The sequence below is a fragment of the Serratia sp. P2ACOL2 genome, from assembly GCF_003691565.1.
GTDB lineage: Bacteria > Pseudomonadota > Gammaproteobacteria > Enterobacterales > Enterobacteriaceae > Serratia > Serratia liquefaciens.
Genome location: NZ_CP033162.1, coordinates 2,217,167 through 2,241,105, shown reverse-complemented (window position 1 = coordinate 2,241,105; position 23,939 = coordinate 2,217,167). Strand labels below are relative to the sequence as shown.

Sequence of the window (23,939 nt, the reverse complement as noted above, 5' to 3'; positions counted from 1 at the left end):
GTAAGCGACGTAACCGTAATGGGCTAAGTCTACCTGTAGTTATTGAAACTCGCCCACCGTTTTCTTCAGCACTGCTGTGCTACAAGCGTAGCCGGGATTATCCGAAATCAACAGCTTAACGGCGAGCGCGCGTTGCCGGTAAATAGTTATATAGTTAAATCAAACCGTTTAAACAGGGGCCTTCATGATTCGGCTGATTATCTTATTGCTGGGTGCGCAGGCGCTGCGGGGGCAACGCCGCCTGCTAATGCTGTTCGGCTGGGCGTGGATCGCCGTAGGCGCGCTGATGCTGTTCGATTTACTTCAGGACGGGCGTTCGGTGCTGGCGTTGGATGCGCTGGCGGTACTGCTGGCGCTGGAGGGATTAGTGGCGATTTCCGCCGCATTGGTGATCGGCTCATCCGCCAGTCGCCCAGTGATGCTGAAGGGATTGGGCTTTTTGTTTCTGGCCTTTTTAGTTTGGGACGTGCCCGCCGACGACAACATCGTCGCCACGCTGGTGTTTGGCAGTGCGCTACTGCTTGACGGTGCGGTTCGCATTGCTTCTTCTACGGTGATCCAGCACAGCCGCTGGAAACCGGTCGCGCTGGCGGGCAGCGGCGAAATCTTGCTTTCGCTGATGATTTTTATTGGCTGGCCGGTGCCGCATCGGATGACGGTTCCTTTTTGTATCGGCGTGATGATCCTGCTTTCCGGCTGGGCACTGCTACGCATTGCCCGCAGGCTGGAAAGCTTCTCGCTAAATCAGAACCCGCAGTTAGCCACTCAGCCGCAAACCAATGACGCTAATCCGCTCAGGGTGTATGTCTGGACACCGACAGGATCGGCAAAAGATGCCCGCAGGCGTTACATCGTCGATCGCTATATCGCGGCGGTGGACGGCAGCGGCAATATATCCACTGGCCATGCCGCCCTGGCGTTGGCACCGGACGTGTATATCAGCCACTATCCGCTTAACGAAATCAGCCAGTCTGCACAAGATTTCCGCCGGCTATTGCACTCCGGCGAACAAAACAACGTCGACGGACGCTTTCTGCCCGATTTGCAACAGGAAGTGGCAGCCTGGTGCCCGCCGGACAAAAGAATACAGTTTCGCCGTTACAACCCGACGGCATTACGAGTCTTCTGGCAGCGTTATCGTCAGGATGCCACTTACAATCTGACTCGTCGCAACTGCTCCACCACGGTTATTCAGGCGCTCGATAGCGCGCTGGAAGGCGTACTGGGCGATAAACATCTGTGGCGGCGTTTCCTGTTGCTGATACTCGATCCCAACCTGTGGATGTTGGCGGTGCTGCGTAGCCGTGGCGAAAGCATGACCTGGACACCGGGGTTGGTGCTTGATTATGCCCGCATGCTGCAACAGGTCACCGAACGCCAACATCAGCGCTGGTGGCTAAAAGTGCAGGAGATGTGGCGCATCCTGCGTTTTGGCAAGGCTCAGCCACGCAGGCAAAAATTTTAGTCTCAACGCCGGCGATGTTAAAGTGTCGGGCACATTCACCGGCAGGAGTTAACCGATAATGGCCTATTCGCAACGCATTGAAACCGCTATTTTTGATATGGACGGTTTATTGATCGATTCAGAACCGCTGTGGCTACAGGCAGAGCTGGATATCTTTGGCGCACTGGGGCTGGATTTGTCAGACCGCCACAAACTGCCGGATACCCTGGGTCTGCGCATCGATCTGGTGGTGAAGATGTGGTACCAGGCCATGCCGTGGCAAGGGGTGTCGCAAGAAGAAGTCTCTGCACGTATTATCGAGCGCGCCATCGAGCTGGTGCGTGAAAAACGCCCCCTGCTGCCTGGCGTACAACAGGCGCTGGAGCTGTGCCGCAGCCTGGATCTGAATATTGGCCTGGCCTCCGCCTCACCGCTGCACATGCAACAACAGGTGCTGCAGATGTTTGACCTCGAACGCTACTTTGATCAACTTGTCTCCGCCGAATACTTGCCTTACAGCAAGCCGCACCCGGAAGTGTACCTGATCGCCGCCGAGCGCCTGGGCAGCGATCCCCTGCGCTGTATAACGCTGGAAGACTCGTTCAACGGCATGATTGCCACCAAGGCCGCGAGGATGCGTTCTATCGTGATCCCTGCGCACGAGTATCGTCATGATGGCCGTTGGGCGCTGGCCGACCACAAGCTCGATTCCCTTGAGCAACTCACCTCCGATCATCTGGCCTGATTTTCACGGCATCGGCTTACTGCCGGTGCCGCTAATCTGACTTCTCCCGCCTTTTCGTTGCTTAAGTTCAAAATCTGGCTGCACGTCATAAAATAAATAAAACATTATTTCATTTTTATTGAGTTACTGTAGCGGCCTCATTATGCTGCAGTTCAAGAAAGTCGCCGGACGTTAGGCACAGGCTGTCACTGCCACGCAGCCTTACCCTGTCGCCCGGCGCTTTCTCCCACGCCCATCCCCTTACCGCAGCAAAAGCGTACAGCACTTGACCATTTAAGTAACAAGCCGTTGTAAAACCGGGAAAAATAAACAATTGGTTACAGGGTAACTGCTTCCACTACTGGGAATTTTCCCATATACTGGATAAATTAACAGTTTATCAGCCGGAACAGCAGTATGACCGCGGAAGGACATCTTATTTTTTCTGTCGCTTGCGCGATTTTCGCCAAGAAGGCCGAGGTGACCCCAGAGCTGGCAACGGGCGACTGGTGGCACATCATCCCTGCCGCGCTGTTGACCTCACTGCTGCCCGATATCGATCACCCCAAGTCGGTACTGGGCCAACGGTTGCGCTGGATTGCCATTCCGATATCGCGCGCCTTCGGCCACCGCGGTTTTACCCATAGCCTGCTGGCGATCGCCGGCGGCATGGCGTTGTTCCAGCTTGACGTGCCGCGCAGTTGGCCGATTCCGGCCGACGTCTTGCATGCCATGATCATCGGTTACTTCAGCCATCTGCTGGCGGATATGCTCACTCCCGCCGGCGTCCCCCTACTCTGGCCATGCCGCTGGCGTTTTCGTCTGCCGCTGCTAAATTCTCAGAAAGGCAATCAGCTTGAGCGCGCCCTGTGCCTGTGCCTGGTGGCTTTCGCTATCTATTGGCAGGGCGGATGCACCATCCCAGTGCAGTCTTATTTTGAGCAAATAAAAAATATCAGACTGTGATCACATAAAAACGGACATTTAATAACCATAGAGTGCATAAATTAAACAAATTTACGCAATGAGTTATATCAAATTCCATTTGGATATAAGTGAGCCGTTAAGCAAACTGTTACGATATTTAGTATCGCTACGCCATGGTGCATAGCCATTTTCATATAAGAAAAAATTTTGGAGACATTGGGGATGAATTTTCCGCTGGTTATTAACGTGGTGATTTTTGTCGCCCTCCTTTTGCTGTTGGCGCAAAGCCGCCATAAGCAATGGAGCCTGGCGAAAAAGGTACTGGTCGGCCTGGTCATGGGTGTGGTGTTCGGTTTGGCACTGCAGCTGGTGTACGGTTCGGACAATCCGGTACTGAAAGAATCCATCAGCTGGTTCAACATCGTCGGTAACGGCTATGTGCAACTGCTGCAAATGATTGTCATGCCGCTGGTCTTCGCCTCGATTCTGAGCGCGGTCGCCAAGCTGCATAACGCCTCTTCCCTGGGGAAAATCAGCTTCCTGACTATCGGCACCCTGTTGTTCACCACGCTGATTTCGGCGCTGGTGGGCGTGCTGGTAACTAACCTGTTCGGTCTGACCGCTGAAGGCTTGGTGCAAGGGGCGCAGGAAAGTGCGCGTCTGTCCGCAATCCAAAGCAACTATGTGGGCAAACTGGCCGACCTGACCGTACCGCAGATGGTGCTGTCCTTCATTCCTAAAAACCCGTTCGCCGATCTGACCGGTGCCAGCCCTACCTCAATCATCAGCGTGGTAATCTTCGCGACCTTCCTGGGTGTGGCGTCGCTGCAGCTGCTTAAAGACGACAAGCCAAAAGGTGAGCGCGTGCTGGTCGCTATCGACACCCTGCAGGCCTGGGTGATGAAACTGGTGCGTCTGGTGATGAAACTGACTCCCTATGGCGTTCTGGCGCTGATGACTAAAGTGGTTGCCGGCTCTAACGTTCACGACATCATCAAACTGGGTAGCTTCGTCGTGGCCTCTTATCTGGGTCTGGCGATCATGTTTGCGGTGCACGCTGCCCTGCTGGCCTTCACCGGCGTTAATCCGCTGAAGTTCTTCCGCAAGGTATGGCCGGTCATCACTTTCGCCTTTACCAGCCGCTCCAGCGCCGCCAGCATTCCGCTGAACGTGGAAGCGCAAACCCGTCGCCTGGGCGTACCGGAATCCATTGCCAGCTTCTCGGCCTCGTTCGGTGCCACCATTGGCCAGAACGGCTGTGCTGGCTTGTACCCAGCGATGCTGGCGGTCATGGTGGCCCCAACCGTCGGGATTAACCCGCTGGACCCGGTGTGGATCGCTACCCTGGTCGGTATCGTCACCATCAGCTCTGCCGGTGTCGCCGGCTTGGGTGGCGGCGCGACTTTCGCTGCGCTGATCGTGCTGCCGGCAATGGGTCTGCCAGTGACGCTGGTTGCCCTGCTGATCTCCGTTGAACCGCTGATCGACATGGGCCGTACTGCGCTGAACGTCAACGGCTCTATGGCGGCAGGCACCATCACCAGCCAACTGATGAAGCAAACGGACAAGTCCATTATGGACAGTGAAGACGAAGTGGAACTGGCTCACCAGTAAATCTCGTCGGCAATAAAGAACCGGGGGCTTGTTCGCAGCCCCGGTTTTTTTATATCTGCAATCCGCTCAGGGCCGTTCGCCCGCCGCCAGCCGCTGATTGATTTCAGCAATCACATCCGGCAGCTGTGCCAATGTATCAATCACATAGTGCGCACCGGCGGCATACAGTTTATCGGTTGCCAAAGCGCGCCGCTTGTCGACTTCCGACTCGCTCATTTGTCGATATTCTTGCCAGGTAGCACCAAACTCGTTACCGGACAGCGCCAGCCCGATGCTCCACATGCCTGCATTCAATCCTTCGCTGATACCCGGCACTGCATCATCTACTTTCACACAGTGCGCCACCGAATCGATACCCAGCGTAATCACGTTTTGCAGCGCCATCCACGGGCCTGGACGCCCACCAGCGGCCAAATCGTCAGTCGCAACCCAGTGATCCGGCGCGTAACCTCGCAGCGCCGCTGCTGGCGCCAGCACCTCCATCACCGCCCGCGGATAGCCCGAACAGGAACCTATCTTGATGCCCTGCTCACGCAATGCAGCAATCACCTGTGGCACACCCTCAATCGGATCGGCAAAGTCGACCACCTTGGCAATTTGCAACGGCATAAAAGCCTGATACAGCGCGTCAATGTCCTGATGACTCATGGAGCGGCCCAACTGCTGCCGCCAACGCGCATCCACCTCGGGCAATTTGCCCAAAGCCTCAATGTGCTGCCATTTGCCCAACCCCATCGGAATGCGCGCCTCCGCCAGGCTGATGTCGATATCAAAGGTCTGCTTAAAGGCTTCAACAAAAATCTGCGTTGGCGCAAAGGAGCCGAAATCTACCGTGGTGCCGGCCCAGTCGAGTATCACTGCGTTAATCTGACTCATGCTCATCCTCATTGCTCCCAGTACATTGCCTGCCCGACCGCGGCCAGCAAACGTTCGATATCCTGCGGGTAAACTTCGCCGATATTGCCAATGCGGAAGCAGTCGCTCTGCGATACCTTGCCCGGATAGATGACAAAGCCCTGCTGTTTCAGGCGCTGATAGAACTCGGTAAAACGGTAAGTGTCGGCCTTCGGGGAATAGAACGCGGTGATGATCGGCGAGTGCAAATCATCCTCCAACAAGGTTTCGAACCCCAGCGCGCGCATCCCAGCCACCAGCCGCTGCTGGTTTGCCCGGTAACGAGCGTGGCGGGCCTCAATCCCCCCTTCTTGCTCCAGCTCGCGCAGCGCCTGAGCAAAAGCCAGCACCGTATGCGTCGGCGAGGTAAAGCGCCATTTTCCGGCGTTATCTTCCATACAGCGCCACTGAGCATACAGATCCAACGACAGCGAACGCGAGCGCCCCGCGCACTTATCCAGTTCATTGCGGCGGGCAATAACAAAGGCGAAACCCGGCACGCCCTGAATGCATTTATTGGCCGAGCTGATCAGATAATCAATGCCCAGCGCATCGACATCCAGCGGAATACCGCCGAAACTGCTCATCGCATCCACGATCAGGGTTTTGCCATTTCGCGCCGCCAGGCCTGAGACGCGCTCCAGCGGATTCAGCATTCCCGTGGTGGTTTCACAATGCACCATGGCGATATGACTGATGCCTGCATCGCCTTTCAATACCGCCTCCATCGCCTCAACATCCGGCTCATTCACTTCGCCACAGTTGAACGCATGGTGGTTGATGTCCATCAACCGGGCCATTTCGATCATCCGCGCACCATAAGCGCCGTTATTGACGATCAGCAATTTGTCCTGCGGCCCCATTACCGTGCCCAATACCGCTTCAACCGCAAAACTGCCGCTGCCCTGCAACAACACCGAGGTGTAGCCCGTCGACCGAGTCGCCAGGGCCTCGAGCTTCTGACGAATGTTCTGCACCACGCCCAGGTTGTAATCTTCATCCCAGGTACAGCTATCGAACAGCATCGCTTCCTTCACCGTTTTTGAGGTGGTCAACGGGCCAGGGGTTAACAGCAAATAATCGTGCTCAGACATTTCATTCACCCAATTGGTCTATACCAGATGAGTATTATACTGACCGCAACCCGGCCTTCGGGTCAAACGCCAACCGCAGGTGAAACAAAAAATTCATCTGCGCATGTATACCCCAAATAATTCGAGTTGCTTGTAGGCGGCAACTGAGTGAATCCCCAGGAGCTTACTCAAGTAAGTGACTGGGGTGAGTGAAGGCAGCTAACACCCAAGCCACTTGAAGTATGACGGGTATATAATGAGCGCGTGCCGTAATGCCATAGCGAGATGAAATGAAAGAACATCTGGGTGAGTTGCCCCACTACCTGCAAATCAAGGAACAGCTACAGGCGCGTATCACGCGCGGCGCGCTGCAGGCGGGCGATAAGCTGCCTTCCGAACGTGAGCTGTGCGCCATTTTCTCTACTACTCGTGTCACCGTACGGGAAAGCCTGGCGCAGTTGGAAGCCACCGGTGCCATCTACCGCGCCGACCGCAGGGGTTGGTTTGTTACGCCGGAAAGGTTGTGGTTGGATCCGACGCAGAACACCAACTTCCACCGGTTATGCCAGGAGCAGGGGCGCACGCCGCGCACTGAGCTGTTGTCCGCCGAAAAAACCGCGGTGCCACTCGACGTAATGCGACCATTAGCGCTGGAGCCGAATGACCCAATTTATCTGCTGCGCCGCGTACGCTATGCCGACGGCCGGGCTATTTGCTATTGCGAGAACCACTGCCTGCCACAGCGGGTGCCTGAATTGCTCAACCAGGATCTTAACGGCAGCCTGACCGAGATTTATCAGCAACGGTACAATTTGATTTACCACCGGATGCACCTGTCGTTTTACCCTACCGCCCTGCCATACGCCGCCGCCACTGCGTTGGGCGCGATGGTTGGCTTGCCCGCACTGCTGCTACGCCGGTTAAACTACGACCAGCACGGGCGAATTCTCGATTTTGATATCGAATACTGGCGACATGACAGCCTGCGCATTGAGGTCGATACGCTGTGATCTCTGCCCTGTGCCAAACAAAAAAGGGCGCCGCCGGTGAATGGCTGCGCCCTTGATTTGGTCAACTGACGGGATCAGTACGGGTAGTCGTGATAGCCCATTTGCTCAGAAATGTTGCGCGCGGCGGTGTGCAGACGTTTGACGTAATCTGCCCTGGCATCTTCAGAGTAACGAATCGACGGGAACGAAATGCTCAGGCCGGCGGTCACTACACCAAAGCGGTCAAATACCGGCACCGCAATACAGCGGAGCCCTGCTTCTTGCTCTTCGATGTCCTCACCCACACCTTGCTCACGCACTTGATCCAACAGCGACAGCAGCGCCCCGGCATCGGTCAGGGTATTCGGCGTGCTGCGGGTAAATTCAATCTGCGACAGAATTTGCGCCACTTCCGCCCTATCGCGCCACGCCAACAACACTTTACCGATCGCGGTACTGTGCAACGGGTTACGCCGACCGATGCGTGAATACATGCGCAGGTTATATTGCGCGTCGATTTTATGGATATAGACAATGCTGTCTTCGTCCAGCGCCCCAAGGTGAATGGCTTCCCGGGTGTGATTCGACAGTTCACGCATTTGAACATCTGCAATACGGATCAGATCGACGTTCTGCAACGACTTGGCACCCAGTTCAAACAGCTTGAGCGTCAGGGCATATTTTTCCGTTTCCCCTTCCTGCGACACATAGCCCAACGACTTCATGGTCTGAAGAAAACGGTATACGGTACTTTTGGACATCATCACCCGCTGGGAAAGCTCTGTAATGCCAATCTCACGCTCCTCGCCCAGCGCCTGCAAGATACCGAATACCTTCAGCACGGAGGAAACCGCATCCGGTTGTTTGTCTGGATCTGCGTTCACCATAGTCAAAATCCTACCCAGCTTTTGTGTTTTAAGAAATTTGAACAAGGGTTTCAGTATACGCGGTACCGCAGAAGCCACGCAATCGGGCTGGGCTGAATGCAGGCTGGGATCTCATCGGTTATTACAATTGAACGGAAAACTGTGGATGCAATCGCAGACGAACATGATTAGCATGGTAATACTCCCCCGGATTAATACCTTCGAGATCAACATGCGTTCTTGTACCGACGGCCTCCCCGTCCCGCAGCGCTATGGGGCAATCCTCGCCATTGCCCTCGGCATCACCGTTTCCGTGCTCGACGGCGCAATCGCCAACGTGGCGCTGCCGACTATCGCTCGCGACCTGAACGCCAGCCCAGCCAGCTCCATCTGGGTGGTGAACGCCTATCAGTTAGCCATCACCATTTCCCTGCTGTCGCTGGCCTCGCTCGGCGATCTGATTGGCTATCGCCGCATCTATCAGGCCGGTTTGCTGGTCTTCAGCGTGACCTCACTGTTTTGCGCACTGTCCGACTCGCTGACGACGCTGACTATTGCTCGCGTGCTTCAGGGGTTTGGCGCCGCCGCCATCATGAGCGTCAACACCGCACTGATCCGCATTATCTATCCGCAACGTTTTCTCGGACGCGGTATGGGTATCAACTCGCTGATTGTCGCCTTTTCTTCGGCTGCCGGGCCCACGGTGGCGGCGGCAATCCTCTCGGTGGCCTCGTGGCAATGGCTGTTTGCCATCAACTTGCCGATCGGCATTGTGGCGTTGCTGCTGGGGATGAAATATCTTCCCGCCAATAGTCAGAAGAGCACCAATCAGCGTTTCGACCCAACCAGTGCGGTGATGAACGCCCTGACTTTCGGGCTGCTGATCACCGCCATCAGTGGCTTTGCCCAGGGCCAGAGCCTGACGTTGATTTTCAGTGAAATCGCCGCGCTGCTGGTCATCGGCTTCTTCTTTGTCCGCCGCCAGCTGCGCCAGGAATTTCCGCTGCTGCCGGTAGACCTGCTGCGTATCCCGATTTTCGCCCTGTCGATGGGCACCTCAATTTGTTCCTTTACCGCACAAATGCTGGCGATGGTCTCGTTACCTTTCTTTCTGCAAGGGACGCTGGGCCGCGATGAGGTCGCCACCGGGCTGTTGCTGACCCCCTGGCCGCTGGCGATTATCGTCATGGCACCATTGGCCGGGCGGCTGGTGGAGCGGATCCACGCCGGATTATTGGGTTGTATCGGCCTGGCGGTGTTTGCATTGGGGTTATTCTTGCTGGCATTGCTGCCGCATAACCCTTCCGATCTGGATATCATTTGGCGCATGATGCTGTGCGGCGCCGGCTTCGGGCTGTTTCAATCGCCCAACAACCACACCATTATTTCCGCCGCCCCGCGCAACCGCAGCGGCGGCGCCAGCGGGATGTTGGGTACCGCCCGACTATTGGGGCAGACTTCCGGTGCCGCACTGGTGGCGCTGATGTTCAATTTGTTCCCCACTTCCGGTACCCACGCTTCGTTGATTCTGGCCGGTACCTTTGCCACGCTGGCGGCGGCAGTCAGCAGCCTGCGCATTACCCAACCGCGTGCGCAAGCGGTAGAAAACAGTGAGCAAGCCAAATAGCAGGCATAAAAATGTTATCGGCCAGTAATTGCGTAGCGAAGATGACGTTGACGTTTTTTCCTGAGGTCTTGAGCCATTGCCGGATGCGGGCCGTGAAAGACGGCTCATCAAGGAATAGCCACGCTTCCTTGAGAATCAGCAACGCGGGCACGCTGTCGAAACAGACGCGCGGTTCAGGCGTGTGCCGGGCGTGGTTCGTGCGAACGAACCATGCCCAGTTCTTAGGCTACGGCAAGCAACGGAAATGCCGCAGCGCCATCGTCATTCCCTCTTGGAGGGTTGCATTGTGCGAGGTTCGCCAAGAACCGCCAACGCCTTGAACACGAACAATCCGCCCACGCCTGCGACCAGGGCCAGCGCGATGGCGAACAGCGTGGCGCCGCCCGCCAGCCCAAGCCTGTCGATCAGATAGCCGGCCGCAACCGGCAGCAGCCCCGCCGGGATATAGCCGCCGATGTTGAACACTGCATTCGCCTCGGCGCGCCGTCCGTCGGGCACATGCAGACCAATCAGGGTCAGGCCACCCAACTGACCCAGGCCCTGCCCGGCCCCCGCCAGCAGCGCCGCAACCACCAGCATCGATGCGAGCGAGGCATGCACGGCGATGCCCAGACTCGCCATCGCCAATACCGTGGCCGTGGTGCTGGCCAGGAAGATCGAGCGTATCGGCCAGTGGCGCACCGCGAACTGCACGCCTGTGGCGGTCAGGAACATGGCGCAGGCCATGCCGCCGGCGATAATGGGGCTACGCACGTCGAGCAGCCGGGACAGCAGCGATGGCCCCAGCGCCAACACAAACGAGGTTGCAGTGATACCCGGCCCAAAAGTGGCGATGCCGCAGGCCAAATGCCGCCGATTGGCGACGGGCACCGTGGGTAGCCGAAGGCGCAATGGTTGGCCGCCGGATCGAGCCGGACGGCACAAAGGCAGCAAGCAGGCAACGGCCAGCGCACTGCCGAGGACGGCCAGTTCGGTGGCGAACACCGACAGGATCGGATGCGCCCGCGTTTGCGCCAAGCCCCCCGCGAGCAGCGGGCCCAGTCCGGCTCCGAACACCATCGACACCGAAGCCAGCAACGCCGCCTGGCGCCTGCGATCGCTGCCGCCCAGATCGCCGACGGCCGCCATGCCAGCCGATACCATGACGCCCACGGCGATGCCCGTCAGCAGTCGGGCAATGCCCAAAGCCAGCACTGACTGCGCACCGGCGAACAGCAGGCAGGCCGTCAGCGCGGCCAGCAGGCCCGGCAGCAGGATCGGCCTGCGGCCATAGCGGTCGGACAACTGCCCGGCGACCAGCAAGGTGCCCAGCAACCCGGCGATGTAGAGGGCGAAGATAACCGTCAGCATGCCGGTGGAGAATCCGATTTCCTGCTGCCAGTAGACGTACAGCGGCGTCGGCGAGTTGGACAGCATGAACACGGCCGTCACCAGCCATGCCGCACCCCACATGGACACCGTCGATGGGCGGCCGGTCATGGATGAGCCTCTCCGGCGTTCTGCATCGCTGCGTCGACCACCCCGATGGGAAACTCCGACAGCGCGTATTCCGCCAAAACTTCGGCGGTGGTACGCCGCATCGGTTTCAGATTCAACGCGACGAGGGCCACCCCTTGCGCCTGTTGCCGCATCCAAAGGGAGACCCGCGCATAGGCCCGATGCTGGGTAAGGTCGCTCGGTAAGGAACCTGTCCCGGCCTGGCTCATACCGCCGCTCCCACATCTTCATGGGCACGCGAACGGCCGAGCAAGGCAAACACCAGCAATGCCGTCAGTGCCGACGACGCGGCCAGGACGTACAAGACCCAGCGGAATGCGTGGTCGTAGGTTGCCAACAGCAAGGCGCGTTCACCGGGCACCAGCGCGGACGCCTGCGCCAGATCGCCCAGCGCCGCACGGTTGGCGGCCTCGATCACAACGGCTGGAGCAGCCGCGTCCAAGGCGCCGAGCAATCCAGCCTGGAGCAGGAACGACAACAGCGCACCCGCCACTGCAATGGCAATACCGTCAGCCGAGACGCGCACGCAGTTGAAGATCCCTGTCGCCATGCCCGCGCGTTCTTTCTCCACTACGCTCACGGCCATGCCATCCATCAACCCCCACGGCAGGCCAATACCGATACCGATAAGCGCCAGCGGCACCACCAACGCGGCACCAGCCCCTCCCGCCAGCACCTGGCCCAGCCAGATCAGCCCGACCGCCACCAGCAGAAGCCCGACGCCGGACAATATGCCGGAGGTAAACCAGCGCGACAGTAGCGCGGCAAGGAACGGCACCACCAGCAGCGGCGCAGCCAGGGCAATCATCATTTGCCCCGCTTCGAGCGCGCCCAGCCCGTCGATACCGATGAAACGGCCTGGCAGCATCACGATCAGCGTGACGAAAAAGAAGGCCGGCGACGCGCCCAGCACCTGCACGCCGACGAAACGCGCACGGCTGAACAACGATAGGTCGAGCATAGGGCGGGCGACACGACGCTCGATCCGCACGAAGGCCACGAACAGCACGACCGCCGCCAGCAGCGAGCCGATGACCGCGGCGCTGCGCCAGCCGTCCTCCGGCGCCAGCAGGATGCCGTAGGTGAACAAAGTTAGTGCGGCGGTGAAGCTGATAGCGCCCGGCCAGTCCAGGCCCTTGGCCTGCGGGTCACGGGACTCCGTGGCGCTGGCCCAAACCAGCCCGAAGCCGGCCACACCGATCAGTGCCGTCGCCAGGAACACCCAGCGCCAGCCGGCAATTTCCACCAACCCGCCCGCCGCCAGCGGCCCGAAGGCCAAACCGATGCCGAACGTGGTGCCAAGCAGGCTGAATACCCGTGTGCGGATCGAGCCATGGAAGGTCTGCGCCAGCGAAGACATGGCGCCGGCGAAGGCGGCTGCGCCACCCAGGCCTTGAGCCAGGCGCAGGCCGTCGATCCAGCCGACCGAGGGTGCCAGCGGAATGGCGAACGTCACCAGCACGAACAGCGCCAGCCCAACCAGCCACACGCGCTTGCGGCCATAGGTATCGGTCAGACTTCCGGCCGCCATCATGGCGCTGCCGTAGGTCAGGATGTAGCCATTAACCACCCAGTTCAATTGCACTGCCGTCCCGCCCAGCTCCTGGCTGATGGACGGCAGCACGACGGCTGGCCCGGTGAAGCACAACGGGATCAGGATGCCGGTGAGGCAAGCGGCCAGCAGTTGCAGCCAGTCGCGGCCGTTAGTACCGCCAATGGCGGCCGAGGCGTGTGTCATGGAAAAACTCCGCTAAAGAATCCGTGAAGGGACAGGCAGACACCAAAGCCATAGCTCGAAAGACAAGACAGCCGCATCCAACCTGTGCAGCCGTCAGCGTATGCGTTCGCACGGTTAAGAAAAATAGGCTAAGGTTCCGAACATATCGGACAAATATTCCTAGATGGGCGACACAATGGATTTCCTCAACGGCATCGAGTTCTTCGTGCAGGCGGCCGAAGCCCGCAGCTTTTCTGAGGCTGGGCGAGTGCTCGGCATCTCGTCTTCCGCCGTAGGCAAGAGCGTAGCGCGGCTTGAAGAACGGCTGGGTGTGCGCCTGTTCCATCGCAGCACGCGCAGCATCACACTAACGGCCGAAGGCGCTTTGTTCCTTGAGCGTTGCCGGCGTATCCTCTCCGAAGTCGAAGCCGCGGAGCTGGAACTGTCGGAAACCCGGCAGGCGCCCCGAGGCAAGCTGCGCGTGAGCCTGCCGTTGGTCAGCGGCCTGGTCATGCCGGCGCTGACGGCCTTCATGCACCGCTACCCGGCCATCGAGCTGGATGTGGATTTCTCGGATCGGATGGTCGATGTGATCGAGGATGGATTCGATGCCGTCATTCGCACCGGGGAGCCAGCGGACTCCCGGCTGATGTCGCGTCCACTGGGCACCTTTAAGCTGCTGCTGATCGGTGCGCCCCGGTACTTCGCCGCACGCGGCACGCCAAGTGTGCCGTCCGGCCTCACGGGCCATTCCTGCCTGCAACACAAGTTCCCGAGCACCGGAAAGTTCGAGCCGTGGCCCTTGCGCATGCGGGAGGGCGAAGCGGAACCTGTCCTCCCGGCCTCGATGGTGTGCAATACCACCGAGGCCCTGGTTCACGTCGCCCGCGATGGCCTCGGGATCGCCTGCCTGCCGGACTTCATGGTGTGCGACGCGATCATGGCGGGCGAGCTGGTGACGGTGTTGGACGACTTCAACCAGCATCAGGGCACCTTCCGCATGCTCTGGCCGTCGAGCAAGCACCTGGCGCCGAAGCTGCGCGCGTTCATCGACTTCATGAGCGCGGAGCTTTTTAAGTCCTGATGGTTCACGATCGGCTCGAGGGAGATCGAATCAATCTTACCCAATGAACAGCGTGGCCTGCGCAGGCGTTCGCCTCTGTCTGCTTGTATGAAAGCTTCTCCATCAGCCCGGCGACGCCTGAAATAAAAAACCCCGGCAAGCCGGGGTTTTTTACGTTCTTTGGGTTACTTCAGGTACTGGCCTGAACGCAGCGCTTCGATACGCTTATCGAGCGGCGGGTGAGACATGAAGAGTTCGCTGAACGACTTGGATTTGCCGTTAATGCAAAACGCCATCATGCTGCCTGCTTCCTGCGGTTCATAGCTGGTTTTCAGCCGTTGCAGCGCCGCGATCATCTTCTCGCGGCCCACCAGTTTGGCGGAGCCTGCGTCGGCGTAGAACTCACGGTGACGCGAGAACCACATGGTGATGATGCTGGCCAGGATACCGAACACCAGTTCCAACACCATCGACACGGCAAAATAGATCATCGGGTTGCCGTTACCTTCCCCTTCACCGTCACGGTTACCCAGGAAGCCGGCGGCCACCTGCGCAATCAGGCGCGAGATAAAGATCACGAAGGTGTTCACGATACCCTGAATCAGCGTCATGGTCACCATGTCACCGTTAGCGACGTGACTGATTTCATGGGCGATAACCGCCTCCGCTTCGTCACGGCTCATGCTCTGCAGCAGACCGGTACTGACGGCGACCAACGAAGCGTTGCGACGCGCGCCGGTGGCGAAGGCGTTAATGTCCGGTGCGTGATAAATAGCGACCTGCGGCATGGCAATGCCCGCCTGCTGCGACTGACGACGTACCGTTTCCAGCAGCCAGTTTTCGGTTTCGTTACGCGGCTGTTCAATCACTTCCCCGCCAACGGAGCGCAGCGCCATCCATTTGGACATCAGCAGTGAGACAAAAGAACCGCCGAAGCCGAACAGACCGGCCATGATCATCAGGCCCTGAACGCTACTGGATTGGATTCCTGTCAGGCTGAGCACCAGCCCGAAAACCAACATCACCGCCAGGTTGGTGAGCAGGAACAGAGCTATACGCATCATAAAATGTTTACTTCCTCATAAATGTTAACAAAACGCTGCCTTGGATACCCTAGATCGTATGGGCATTCATCACAGTTTCAAGAGTTGCACGCCATTAACCTACTAAAAATACGAAACTTTACAAAAACGGCGCTTCAGCAATACTCCCCAAATTGTAAACGACTGTTGCGTAAAGCGGCGAGTTTTTATGGGAATTTTATCTGCGACCCAATCCGATCAACCGAACAAAATTCCGTCCTCTGCACAGGAAGCAAAGTGTCCGCCAGCCCCAGCCGGTAAGATTTACGTCACAAAGCGCTACCCTTACCGTCGCTCCCTGATCTATTTCCTCGCCGGCGGCAACTGGGCTTACGCAACCGCAAGAAAGTGGGCTGCACACCGGCCTCGCACTTCGAGGGGGCGGTATTTTAACGCTGTGGTTTACGTCCCAGCCCGCCCAGATGGGTATCTGCAAAGCCGCTAGCGTATTTCAGCCCATAACCCAAGGCTCGATCAAAACCGATATGCGCGCCCCAAATCAACGCCGCCATCAACCAGTGTGGCTGTTGGGTTCCCGCAAATACCAGGCCGCACAACGCCGGTCCAATATAAGAGTGGGCAAGGTTATAGCCGATGGCCCCCGCTTTTTTACCCAATACATAGGCCAGAAAAGAGATGTCGGGGATCAGGAAACAGGCGGCAAACAATCCCCAACTGTAGTGTTGTCCGTGGTATATCACCACGGACAGTATCAACACCAGCACGGCTTCAAAACGGAGTACAGCGCGCATTGGCGGGCTTAAGTCGCTCATCGTGACCTCACAAAACGTTTAATTTCGACTCGGGGCCCTGACCGCGCCCATTAAAAAACGCACCCGAAGGTGCGTTTTTCTTTTTGGTGCTTGGCTGCGTTACTTCGCTGCCGCTGGCTGCGCCTGTTCAAGGTGCGCCAGATCCAGAGCGATATGCACGGTTTCATCCAGGTATGGGTCGGGCTCCTGGTAATCCTTCGGCAGATCCTCCAGCTTCTTCAACGGCTTTTTACCGGCGCGCTGCAGGCGGTCATTAATGCGCTGCAGACGGGTAGCGTCATCATCGTGGTTTTCTTTCTCGCGCTGGGCAAGATTGAGTGAAACGATGTTGCGCTTGTCCTTCAGCGCCTTGTAATGCGCGATATCCTGCGCGATGTACTGGAACTCAGGATCCTTGGCGATACGCTGCTCGTGATCTTTCAGCAATTCAGGATCGAAAGGCTTCAGATCGCCAGTTTTGGTGTAGGTCGCCGCATTAATACTGTCCCACGGCATCGCATTGTCTTCAAAGGCTTCACCGGTTTCCGCCGGATCAATGCCGCTCGGCATCAGGATATCCGGGGTTACGCCTTTACGCTGGGTACTGCCGCCATTCACGCGGTAGAACTTCTGAATGGTGTATTGCACCGAGCCCAACGCCGGCCATTCCGGACGCAGCATCTGGTCGTAAATGCGGTTCAGCGAACGGTACTGTTGGACGGTGCCTTTACCGAAGGTCGGTTCACCGACGATCAGCGCGCGGCCGTAGTCCTGCATCGCCGCAGCAAAGATCTCGGAAGCCGAGGCGCTGAAGCGGTCAACCAGCACCACCAGCGGCCCTTTGTAGTAGGTCACGCCGTCGGTGTCCGCGTCTTCACGCACCTTGCCGTTGTTGTCACGCACCTGCACCACCGGGCCGCTCGGAATGAACAGACCGGACAGTGATACCGCTTCGGTCAGCGCGCCGCCGCCGTTGGTGCGCAGATCGATGATCAGGCTCTTGACGTTCTGCTTGGCCATCTTCTGCAACTGAACTTTCACATCATCGGTCAGGCCAACGTAGAAGCCTGGGATGTCCATCACCGCAACTTTCTCTTTGCCGACGGTCTTGATGGTCATCTTCACCGCGCGATCTTCCAGACGAATGCGCTCGCGGGTCAGCGTCACCACACGGGTTTTGGTGCCCTTGCCCGCAGGCAGGATATCCAGGCGCACCTTGCTGCCCTTCGGCCCTTTGATCAGCGAAACCACATCGTCCAGACGCCAGCCGATAACATCGACCATAGGTTTACCCGCCTGGCCAACGCCGACAATACGGTCACCCACGGTGATCGCCTTGCTCTTCGCCGCCGGGCCACCCGGTACCATGGAGTTGATCAGGGTGTAGTCGTCATCCATCTGCAGCACTGCACCGATGCCTTCCAATGACAGGCTCATCTCAGTGTTGAACTGTTCGGTATTGCGCGGGGACAGATAATTGGTATGCGGGTCGATTTCATGCGCGAAGGCATTCATCGCCAGTTGGAATACGTCTTCGCTGTTGCTTTGCGTCAGGCGCTTGATGGCGAACTGATAGCGTTTGGTCAGCGTTTCGCGAATTTCCTTGTCGGTCTTGCCGGTCAGTTTGAGGTTCAGCTCGTCATATTTGACTTTGGCATCCCACAGGCTGTCCAGTTCGGCCTTGTCTTTCGGCCACGGCGCTTTGCTGCGGTCGAGATCGATAGTGTCGTTGCCGGTGAAGCTCATTGGCTTTTCCAGCAGCGACAAGGCATAGGTGTAACGCTCAAAACGGCGTTTTTGGGCCAGATTGTACAGCGCGTATGGCGTATCCAGCTTACCGCTTTTCAGCTCATCGCCCAGCTGGTTGCGCTTGTCGGCGAATTGCGCCACGTCGGAGGCCAGCAACACGTTATGGTTGTAGTCCAGCATATTCAGGTAACGATCGAAGATCTTGCCTGAAAAGTCCGCATCGAGGGCAAACTGGCGGTAATGAGAGCGAGTGAAGCGCGACGTTACGCGCTCACTCACCGTTGCATGTTGCGGTTCCTGCTTAAGCTGGGGCAGTTGATCGATGCGGATGTTGGCTGTGTCCGCTCCGTAACTGACGCCCGCCCACAACAGACCCGCGACTGCTGTTAATCTGACAAATTTGTTCATGCCTTGGTTGGCCTCCGTATCAGAACTGCAAGTGTTCTGCGCGCACAATCATCGCCAGACCGGAAGAGAGCTGCACACGTACGCCATCTTTAGCGATTTCGAGTACGGTAGCATCCATCGCGCTCTTGCCTGCTCTGACTTTGATTTCTTGGCCAATTTGCAGTTTAGAGATATCCGTGACTGGCACATGGCGCTGCTGGCTTTCCTCTTTGACTTCACGAGGTTGACGAGCGGGCTGTGGGCGAGTTTGTGGGCGTGGCTTGCGGTTCTCCGGTGCGGCTCCGCCTTCGCGACGTGCAGCAGGTTTTTTACCGGCTGGACGTGGACGACGCGGTTGCGCATCGGCTGATTCGCCGGCAGCTTCACGTTTTTTGGCGTTTTGTTCGGCACGCTGTGCCTGAACGCGCGCTTTCGCTTCTTCAAGCTGTTGGCGGGCATGATCGACATGCTGCTGTTCGAGTTCACCGCACGGGTTGCCGTCTAAATCGACGCGCTGCGCGCCAACTTTGACGCCGTACAGGTAACGCCAGCTAGAGGTGTACAGGCGCAGGGCAGAACGCAATTGCGTTTTGCTGAGGTTCTCTTCCCCTTGAACACGCTCGACCAGATCCTGAAAAATACCGATTTTCAACGGGCGAGCTTCGCCCTCGGCGCTAAAGCAGAGCGGAAAACGCTCGGCAAGAAAAGCAATGACTTCTTTACTAGAGTTCAACTTAGGTTGATTTTCCATGAAATTTCCTGATTACAACGGGTTTGCCAACCAGCGCAGGCATGAACAGGCGTCATTATAATGACGCCATCGGTAAATGCCACGTTAACCGTAGATCAACTTGCTGCCACAGTGACATATTTCGCACTATCACACTGTTCCAGCTGCGCACAAAGCCCCGCCACCACTGCTTCCAGGCCCCTTTCGTCCTGTTCGTCGAAACGTTGATAAACTGTGCTGTCGATATCAAGAACGCCGATAATCTGACCGCTAACATTCAGCGGCAGCACAATTTCTGCATTACTGGCTGCATCACAGGCGATATGGCCTGGGAACGCATGGACATCACCAACACGTTGCACGCGGTTTTCCGCTACGGCAGTCCCGCACACGCCCTTGCCTACCGGAATACGGACGCAGGCGATTTTCCCCTGGAACGGACCGAGCACCAATTGCGCACCGTCCATCAGATAAAAACCTGCCCAATTGACGTCATCAAGGCGCTCGTTGATCAACGCACTGGCGTTGGACAACGCGGCGATAAAGTTGGTTTCCCCGTCAAGCAGCGCGCACAAATCACGTTTTAATTCCGCGTAGAATTGTTCTTTTGTCATGTGTTAACCATTAATACCGTGAAGATGGCCAGAAGCCCAAGTCTTAAGCCCTATAAAATAAGCATTAAATGCCTATAGCCACAAGGTTAATCATCTGTTGCTTCACAAAACCCTACCGGGCAAGGTATGTTTGCCGGTCTGAAACCCTGTTTTGCCGCCCGGCGCTTGAACCGATGAGCACGGACAGATTTATTTTTCAGCTACGCTAACTGTTGCGGCGAGCTATAGGGCAGCTTTTCTCATGATGAAAATACACGCTATCACCGGCCCACTTTCCAAAGCACGCCACCAGCGCTGTTACGAATGCGACCTGCTGTTTGTGTTGCCGCCGCTCAGCGGCAAACAGGCAGCCTACTGCCCGCGTTGTGATGCGAAGGTGGTCAGCGGACGCGACTGGTCGATGACTCGACTGACCGCCATGGCTGTCACCATGTTGCTGCTGATGCCCTTCGCCTTCAGCGAACCGCTGATCAGCATCCGCTTGCTGGGCGTACGTATCGACGCCAGCATGCTGGAAGGCATCTGGCAGATGAGCCGCCAGGGTGATCCTATCACCGCCAGCATGGTGGCGTTCTGCACCATAGGTGCTCCACTGACGTTGGCGCTGTCACTTCTGTACCTGCGTTTCGGCCATGCGCTGGGCATGAACCTGCGCCCGGTGCTGCTGATGCTGGAACGGTTAAAAGAGTGGGTGATGCTCGATATTTATTTGGTTGGTATGGCCGTGGCAACCATCAAGGTCAAAGAGTATGCCGATATCCAGGCCGGCAGCGCCCTGATCGCCTACCTGTCACTCACCCTGCTCAGCATCCTGACGCTGATCCACGTCAATCTGGAACAGCTGTGGGAACGCTACTACCCGCAAGAGCAACCAGAGGGCCCGCCGACGGCACTGCATATTTGTCTGTCGTGCCATTTCACCGGTTATCCCGATGAGCGCGGACGCTGCCCGCGCTGCCATGTGCCCATGTGTCACCGTCAGCCCTACAGCCTGCAAAAAACCTGGGCGGCGCTGATTGCGGCAATGATTTTACTGATCCCGGCCAACCTGTTGCCGATATCGATCATTTACGCCAATGGCGCCCGGATGGAAGACACTATATTCTCCGGGGTGGTGTCACTGGCAAGCTCCGGCAATGTGCCGATCGCCGCCATCGTCTTCATCGCCAGCGTGCTGGTGCCCTTTACCAAGGTCATTGTGCTGATCACGATATTGTTCAGTATTCATTTCAAAACCTCGCACAGCCTGAAAACGCGCATTCGCTTGCTGCGGCTGGTGACCTGGATCGGCCGCTGGTCAATGCTCGATTTATTCGTTATTGCACTGATGATGTCGCTGGTGAACCGCGACCAGTTGTTATCTTTTACTATGGGACCGGCAGCCTTTTACTTTGGGTCTGCGGTTATTTTAACTATTCTTGCCGTAGAGTGGCTGGATAGCCGATTGATTTGGGATGCACATGCAACAGGAAACGCCGAATACACCGACTGAAGCGCGGGTCAAAAACAAGCGCCGCATTTCGCCATTCTGGTTACTGCCGTTTATTGCCCTACTGATTGCGGGGTGGCTGGTCTATAGCAATTTCCAGGAACGCGGCACCACGGTGACCATTGATTTTCAGTCTGCGGCAGGCATCGTCGCTGGCCGTACCCCGGTGCGCTATCAAGGTGTAGAAGTCGGCACCGTGCAGAGCATCAGCCTAAGCAAGGATCTGCGCAGCATCGTGGTCGAAGCCAGCATCAAGAGCGATCTGGAAGACTCGTTGCGCGACGGCACCCAATTTTGGCTGGTTACGCCAAAAGCCTCATTGGCGGGTGTGTCAGGCCTGGATGCGCTGGTTGGCGGCAACTACATTGGCATGATGCCGGGCAGCGGGCAGCCGCAAACCCACTTCACCGCCCTCGATACTCAGCCCAAATACCGGCTGAACACCGGCGAGCTGATGATTCACCTGCATGCCGACGATCTGGGGTCGCTCAATACCGGCTCGCTGGTCTATTATCGCAAAATTCCGGTCGGCAAGGTGTATGACTACACCATCTCCGAAGGGAATAAAGGCGTCACTATCGATGTGCTGATCGATCGCCGCTTTGCCAATCTGGTGAAGGGCAACAGCCGTTTTTGGAACGTTTCCGGCTTTAAGGGCGATTTCAGCCTGTCGGGCGCCTCGGTGCAGATGGAAAGCCTGGCCGCGCTGGTTAACGGTGCCATCGCTTTTGATTCACCGCTCGACGGTCAACAGGCCAAGGCCGATCAAAGTTACACCCTCTACCCGGATCTGGCGCACAGCCAGCGTGGCGTTAACATTACGCTTGATTTGCCCAGCGGTAACAGTCTGAGTGAAAATCACACGCCGCTGATTTATCAGGGGCTGCAGGTAGGTACTTTGACCAAACTGACGCTGGAACAAGACAGTAAGGTCACCGGCGAACTGACCATCGATCCGTCGGTGGTGGATTTAATGCGCAGCGGTACGCGGATCGTCATGCGCAGCCCGCGCTTGAGCCTTAACGACGCTAAACTCAGCCAGCTGCTGACCGGCAATACGCTGGAGCTGGTGCCGGGCGAAGGCGAGCCGCAGCAGCACTTCAACGTGCTGGACAGCAGCGAAACCCTACTGCAACAGCCGGGCGTGCTGACCGTAACGCTTAACGCGCCGCAAAGTTACGGCATCGACGTCGGCCAGCCGCTGGTGGTTCATGGCGTCAAGGTCGGCCAAATAATGAGCCGCGCGCTAACCGACAGCGGCGTGGTATTCACCGCCGCCGTGGAAGCCCAATATCGCCGCCTGCTGCATAAAGACAGCAAGTTCGTGGTCAACAGCCGCGTCGACGTCAAGCTGGGGCTCGATGGCATGGAAGTGCTGGGTGCCAGCGCGCAGGAATGGCTGGACGGCGGCGTGCGCATCATCCCCGGCAGCAAAGGCGATCCAGTCGGCCAGTATCCTCTGTACGGCAACAGCGAAAAGGCCGAAGCCGGCATCGTCGGTAACAGCCCAACGCCGACCCTGACGCTGAACGCCGTCAGCCTGCCTGACGTTCAGGCCGGTTCGGTGGTGCTGTACCGCAAATTCCAGGTGGGCGAAATTGTTAACGTGCGGCCCAAAGCCAACGAGTTTGAAGTCGATGTTTATATCAGCCCGGAATACCGCAAGCTGTTGACCAGTGAAAGCATTTTCTGGGCCGAAGGTGGTGCCAAGGTGCAGTTGAACGGCAACGGTCTGACGGTACAGGCATCCCCGCTTAACCGCGCGTTGAAAGGCGCCATAAGTTTCGACAACCTGCAGGGCGTGACGCTGGACAAAGGCGCCAAACGCGTACTGTACGCCACGGAAACCGCCGCCCGCGCGGTGGGTAGCCAGATCATCCTGAAAACCTACGACGCCAGCAAACTGTCGCCGGGTATGCCGCTGCGCTATCTCGGCATCGATATCGGCCAGGTGGATTCGTTGAAGCTGGCGCCAGAGCGAAATGAAGTGTTGGCCAAGGCGGTGCTGTATCCGGAATACGTCCAGACCTTCGCACGCCTGGGCAGCCGATTCTCGATTGTCTCGCCGGAGATTTCCGCCGCCGGAGTCAGCAACCTCGATACCCTGCTGCAACCTTATATCAACGTGGAACCGGGTCGCGGGCGCGAGCTGCGCAGCTTTGAGCTGCAGGAAGCCAGCATCACCGACTCGCGCTATCTGGACGGTCTGAGCGTGATCCTTGACGCGGCCGAAACCGGCTCGCTGCAGATTGGGACCCCGGTGCTGTTCCGCGGCGTGGAAGTGGGCACCGTCACCGGTTTCTATCTGGGGGCCATGTCCGATCGCATCCACGTGGCGCTGCGCATCAGCAAGAAATACCAATATCTGGTTCGCAACAACAGCGTGTTCTGGCAAGCCTCCGGCTATAACCTGCAGTTTGGCCTGACCGGCGGCGTGATCAAGAGCGGCACCTTCCAGCAGTTCATTCGCGGCGGCATTGCTTTCGCCACCCCGCCAAGTATTCCGCTGGCGCCTAAGGCCACGCCGCACAAGCACTTTATGCTGAATGCGGAGGAACCTAAGGACTGGAGAGACTGGGGCACCGCCATCCCTAAAGAGTAAATAAGTCACCTTCTCAGGGGCTCAGCAATGCTGGGCCCCTACTGTTTCCAGCTTTGTGGTAAACTTCCGCCCTTATTTTGACAGCTGCCAGAGAGCTCA

Annotated in this window: 20 protein-coding genes; 9 read left to right on the top strand and 11 right to left on the bottom strand. The window is 57.7% G+C overall.

Annotation, left to right across the window (positions count from 1 at the left end; translation table 11 throughout):
- The first annotated feature begins 184 nt into the window (after window positions 1–184).
- From EBA31_RS11060 to EBA31_RS11045, 4 genes are all read left to right on the top strand, one after another.
- Window positions 185–1,465 carry an HdeD family acid-resistance protein gene (locus EBA31_RS11060; RefSeq protein ID WP_122079042.1) on the top strand — a complete coding sequence of 427 codons (1,281 nt, stop codon included), beginning with the start codon at window positions 185–187 and terminating at the stop codon, window positions 1,463–1,465.
- A 58-nt stretch (window positions 1,466–1,523) separates the two neighbouring features.
- Window positions 1,524–2,189, top strand: a complete 666-nt coding sequence (gene hxpB / locus EBA31_RS11055; RefSeq protein ID WP_122079040.1) for a hexitol phosphatase HxpB — start codon at window positions 1,524–1,526, stop codon at window positions 2,187–2,189.
- Window positions 2,190–2,585: 396 nt separating this feature from the next.
- Window positions 2,586–3,134, top strand: a complete 549-nt coding sequence (locus EBA31_RS11050) for a metal-dependent hydrolase (protein WP_020826560.1) — start codon at window positions 2,586–2,588, stop codon at window positions 3,132–3,134.
- A 183-nt stretch (window positions 3,135–3,317) separates the two neighbouring features.
- Complete coding sequence (locus tag EBA31_RS11045; protein ID WP_162302884.1) at window positions 3,318–4,709, top strand: L-cystine transporter; 1,392 nt, start codon at window positions 3,318–3,320, stop codon at window positions 4,707–4,709.
- 66 nt (window positions 4,710–4,775) lie between these two features.
- On the opposite strand, the gene phnX is transcribed toward EBA31_RS11045, so the two are convergent.
- Window positions 4,776–5,585, bottom strand: a complete 810-nt coding sequence (phnX, locus tag EBA31_RS11040) for a phosphonoacetaldehyde hydrolase (RefSeq protein WP_122079036.1) — start codon at window positions 5,583–5,585, stop codon at window positions 4,776–4,778.
- A gap of 8 nt (window positions 5,586–5,593) precedes the next feature.
- A complete protein-coding gene (phnW, locus tag EBA31_RS11035) occupies window positions 5,594–6,697 on the bottom strand; it encodes a 2-aminoethylphosphonate--pyruvate transaminase (RefSeq protein ID WP_122079033.1) in 1,104 nt (367 codons plus the stop codon).
- Between the two features lie 269 nt (window positions 6,698–6,966).
- Here phnW and phnR point away from each other — a divergent pair, with 269 nt between their 5' ends.
- Window positions 6,967–7,686: a phosphonate utilization transcriptional regulator PhnR gene (gene phnR, locus EBA31_RS11030; protein ID WP_122079031.1), complete on the top strand. Its 720-nt coding sequence runs from the start codon at window positions 6,967–6,969 to the stop codon at window positions 7,684–7,686.
- Between the two features lie 74 nt (window positions 7,687–7,760).
- On the opposite strand, the gene kdgR is transcribed toward phnR, so the two are convergent.
- Window positions 7,761–8,552 carry a DNA-binding transcriptional regulator KdgR gene (gene kdgR / locus EBA31_RS11025; RefSeq protein WP_122079028.1) on the bottom strand — a complete coding sequence of 264 codons (792 nt, stop codon included), beginning with the start codon at window positions 8,550–8,552 and terminating at the stop codon, window positions 7,761–7,763.
- Window positions 8,553–8,763: 211 nt separating this feature from the next.
- On the opposite strand from kdgR, the gene EBA31_RS11020 reads away from it, so the two are divergent.
- On the top strand, window positions 8,764–10,158 hold the full coding sequence (locus EBA31_RS11020; RefSeq protein WP_122080610.1) for an MFS transporter: 1,395 nt from the start codon (window positions 8,764–8,766) through the stop codon (window positions 10,156–10,158).
- Window positions 10,159–10,419: 261 nt separating this feature from the next.
- Here the strand turns inward: EBA31_RS11020 and EBA31_RS11010 are convergent, their stop codons facing one another.
- From EBA31_RS11010 to EBA31_RS11000, 3 genes are read right to left on the bottom strand one after another with little or no spacing between them, the layout of a single operon-like run.
- Window positions 10,420–11,637 (bottom strand): MFS transporter, encoded by a 1,218-nt coding sequence (locus EBA31_RS11010; RefSeq protein WP_122079023.1) that lies wholly within the window; start codon window positions 11,635–11,637, stop codon window positions 10,420–10,422.
- Entirely contained in the window at window positions 11,634–11,864 is a 231-nt protein-coding gene (locus EBA31_RS11005) for a hypothetical protein (protein WP_122079021.1), read from the bottom strand. Before EBA31_RS11005 ends, EBA31_RS11010 begins: the two co-directional genes overlap by 4 nt.
- Entirely contained in the window at window positions 11,861–13,393 is a 1,533-nt protein-coding gene (locus EBA31_RS11000; protein WP_122079019.1) for an MFS transporter, read from the bottom strand. The genes EBA31_RS11005 and EBA31_RS11000 overlap by 4 nt, the downstream gene beginning before the upstream one ends.
- Before the next feature lie 175 nt (window positions 13,394–13,568).
- On the opposite strand from EBA31_RS11000, the gene EBA31_RS10995 reads away from it, so the two are divergent.
- Window positions 13,569–14,456 (top strand): LysR family transcriptional regulator, encoded by an 888-nt coding sequence (locus EBA31_RS10995; protein WP_122079016.1) that lies wholly within the window; start codon window positions 13,569–13,571, stop codon window positions 14,454–14,456.
- Window positions 14,457–14,620: 164 nt separating this feature from the next.
- Here EBA31_RS10995 and htpX read toward each other — a convergent pair whose 3' ends face one another.
- The 5 genes from htpX to EBA31_RS10970 form a co-directional block, all read right to left on the bottom strand.
- Window positions 14,621–15,499, bottom strand: a complete 879-nt coding sequence (gene htpX / locus EBA31_RS10990; RefSeq protein WP_020826553.1) for a protease HtpX — start codon at window positions 15,497–15,499, stop codon at window positions 14,621–14,623.
- Window positions 15,500–15,906: 407 nt separating this feature from the next.
- On the bottom strand, window positions 15,907–16,290 hold the full coding sequence (locus tag EBA31_RS10985; protein ID WP_116690653.1) for a DUF4260 domain-containing protein: 384 nt from the start codon (window positions 16,288–16,290) through the stop codon (window positions 15,907–15,909).
- A 99-nt stretch (window positions 16,291–16,389) separates the two neighbouring features.
- Complete coding sequence (gene prc, locus EBA31_RS10980; RefSeq protein WP_122079013.1) at window positions 16,390–18,426, bottom strand: carboxy terminal-processing peptidase; 2,037 nt, start codon at window positions 18,424–18,426, stop codon at window positions 16,390–16,392.
- A gap of 19 nt (window positions 18,427–18,445) precedes the next feature.
- Complete coding sequence (proQ, locus tag EBA31_RS10975) at window positions 18,446–19,156, bottom strand: RNA chaperone ProQ (RefSeq protein WP_020826550.1); 711 nt, start codon at window positions 19,154–19,156, stop codon at window positions 18,446–18,448.
- Window positions 19,157–19,251: 95 nt separating this feature from the next.
- A complete protein-coding gene (locus EBA31_RS10970; protein ID WP_020826549.1) occupies window positions 19,252–19,749 on the bottom strand; it encodes a GAF domain-containing protein in 498 nt (165 codons plus the stop codon).
- Window positions 19,750–19,993: 244 nt separating this feature from the next.
- On the opposite strand from EBA31_RS10970, the gene yebS reads away from it, so the two are divergent.
- Together yebS and EBA31_RS10960 are read left to right on the top strand one after the other, a co-directional pair.
- Entirely contained in the window at window positions 19,994–21,241 is a 1,248-nt protein-coding gene (gene yebS / locus EBA31_RS10965) for a membrane integrity lipid transport subunit YebS (RefSeq protein WP_122080609.1), read from the top strand.
- Window positions 21,210–23,840, top strand: coding sequence for a PqiB family protein (locus EBA31_RS10960; RefSeq protein WP_020826547.1), 2,631 nt, complete (start codon window positions 21,210–21,212; stop codon window positions 23,838–23,840). Before yebS ends, EBA31_RS10960 begins: the two co-directional genes overlap by 32 nt.
- The last annotated feature ends 99 nt before the right edge of the window (window positions 23,841–23,939 follow it).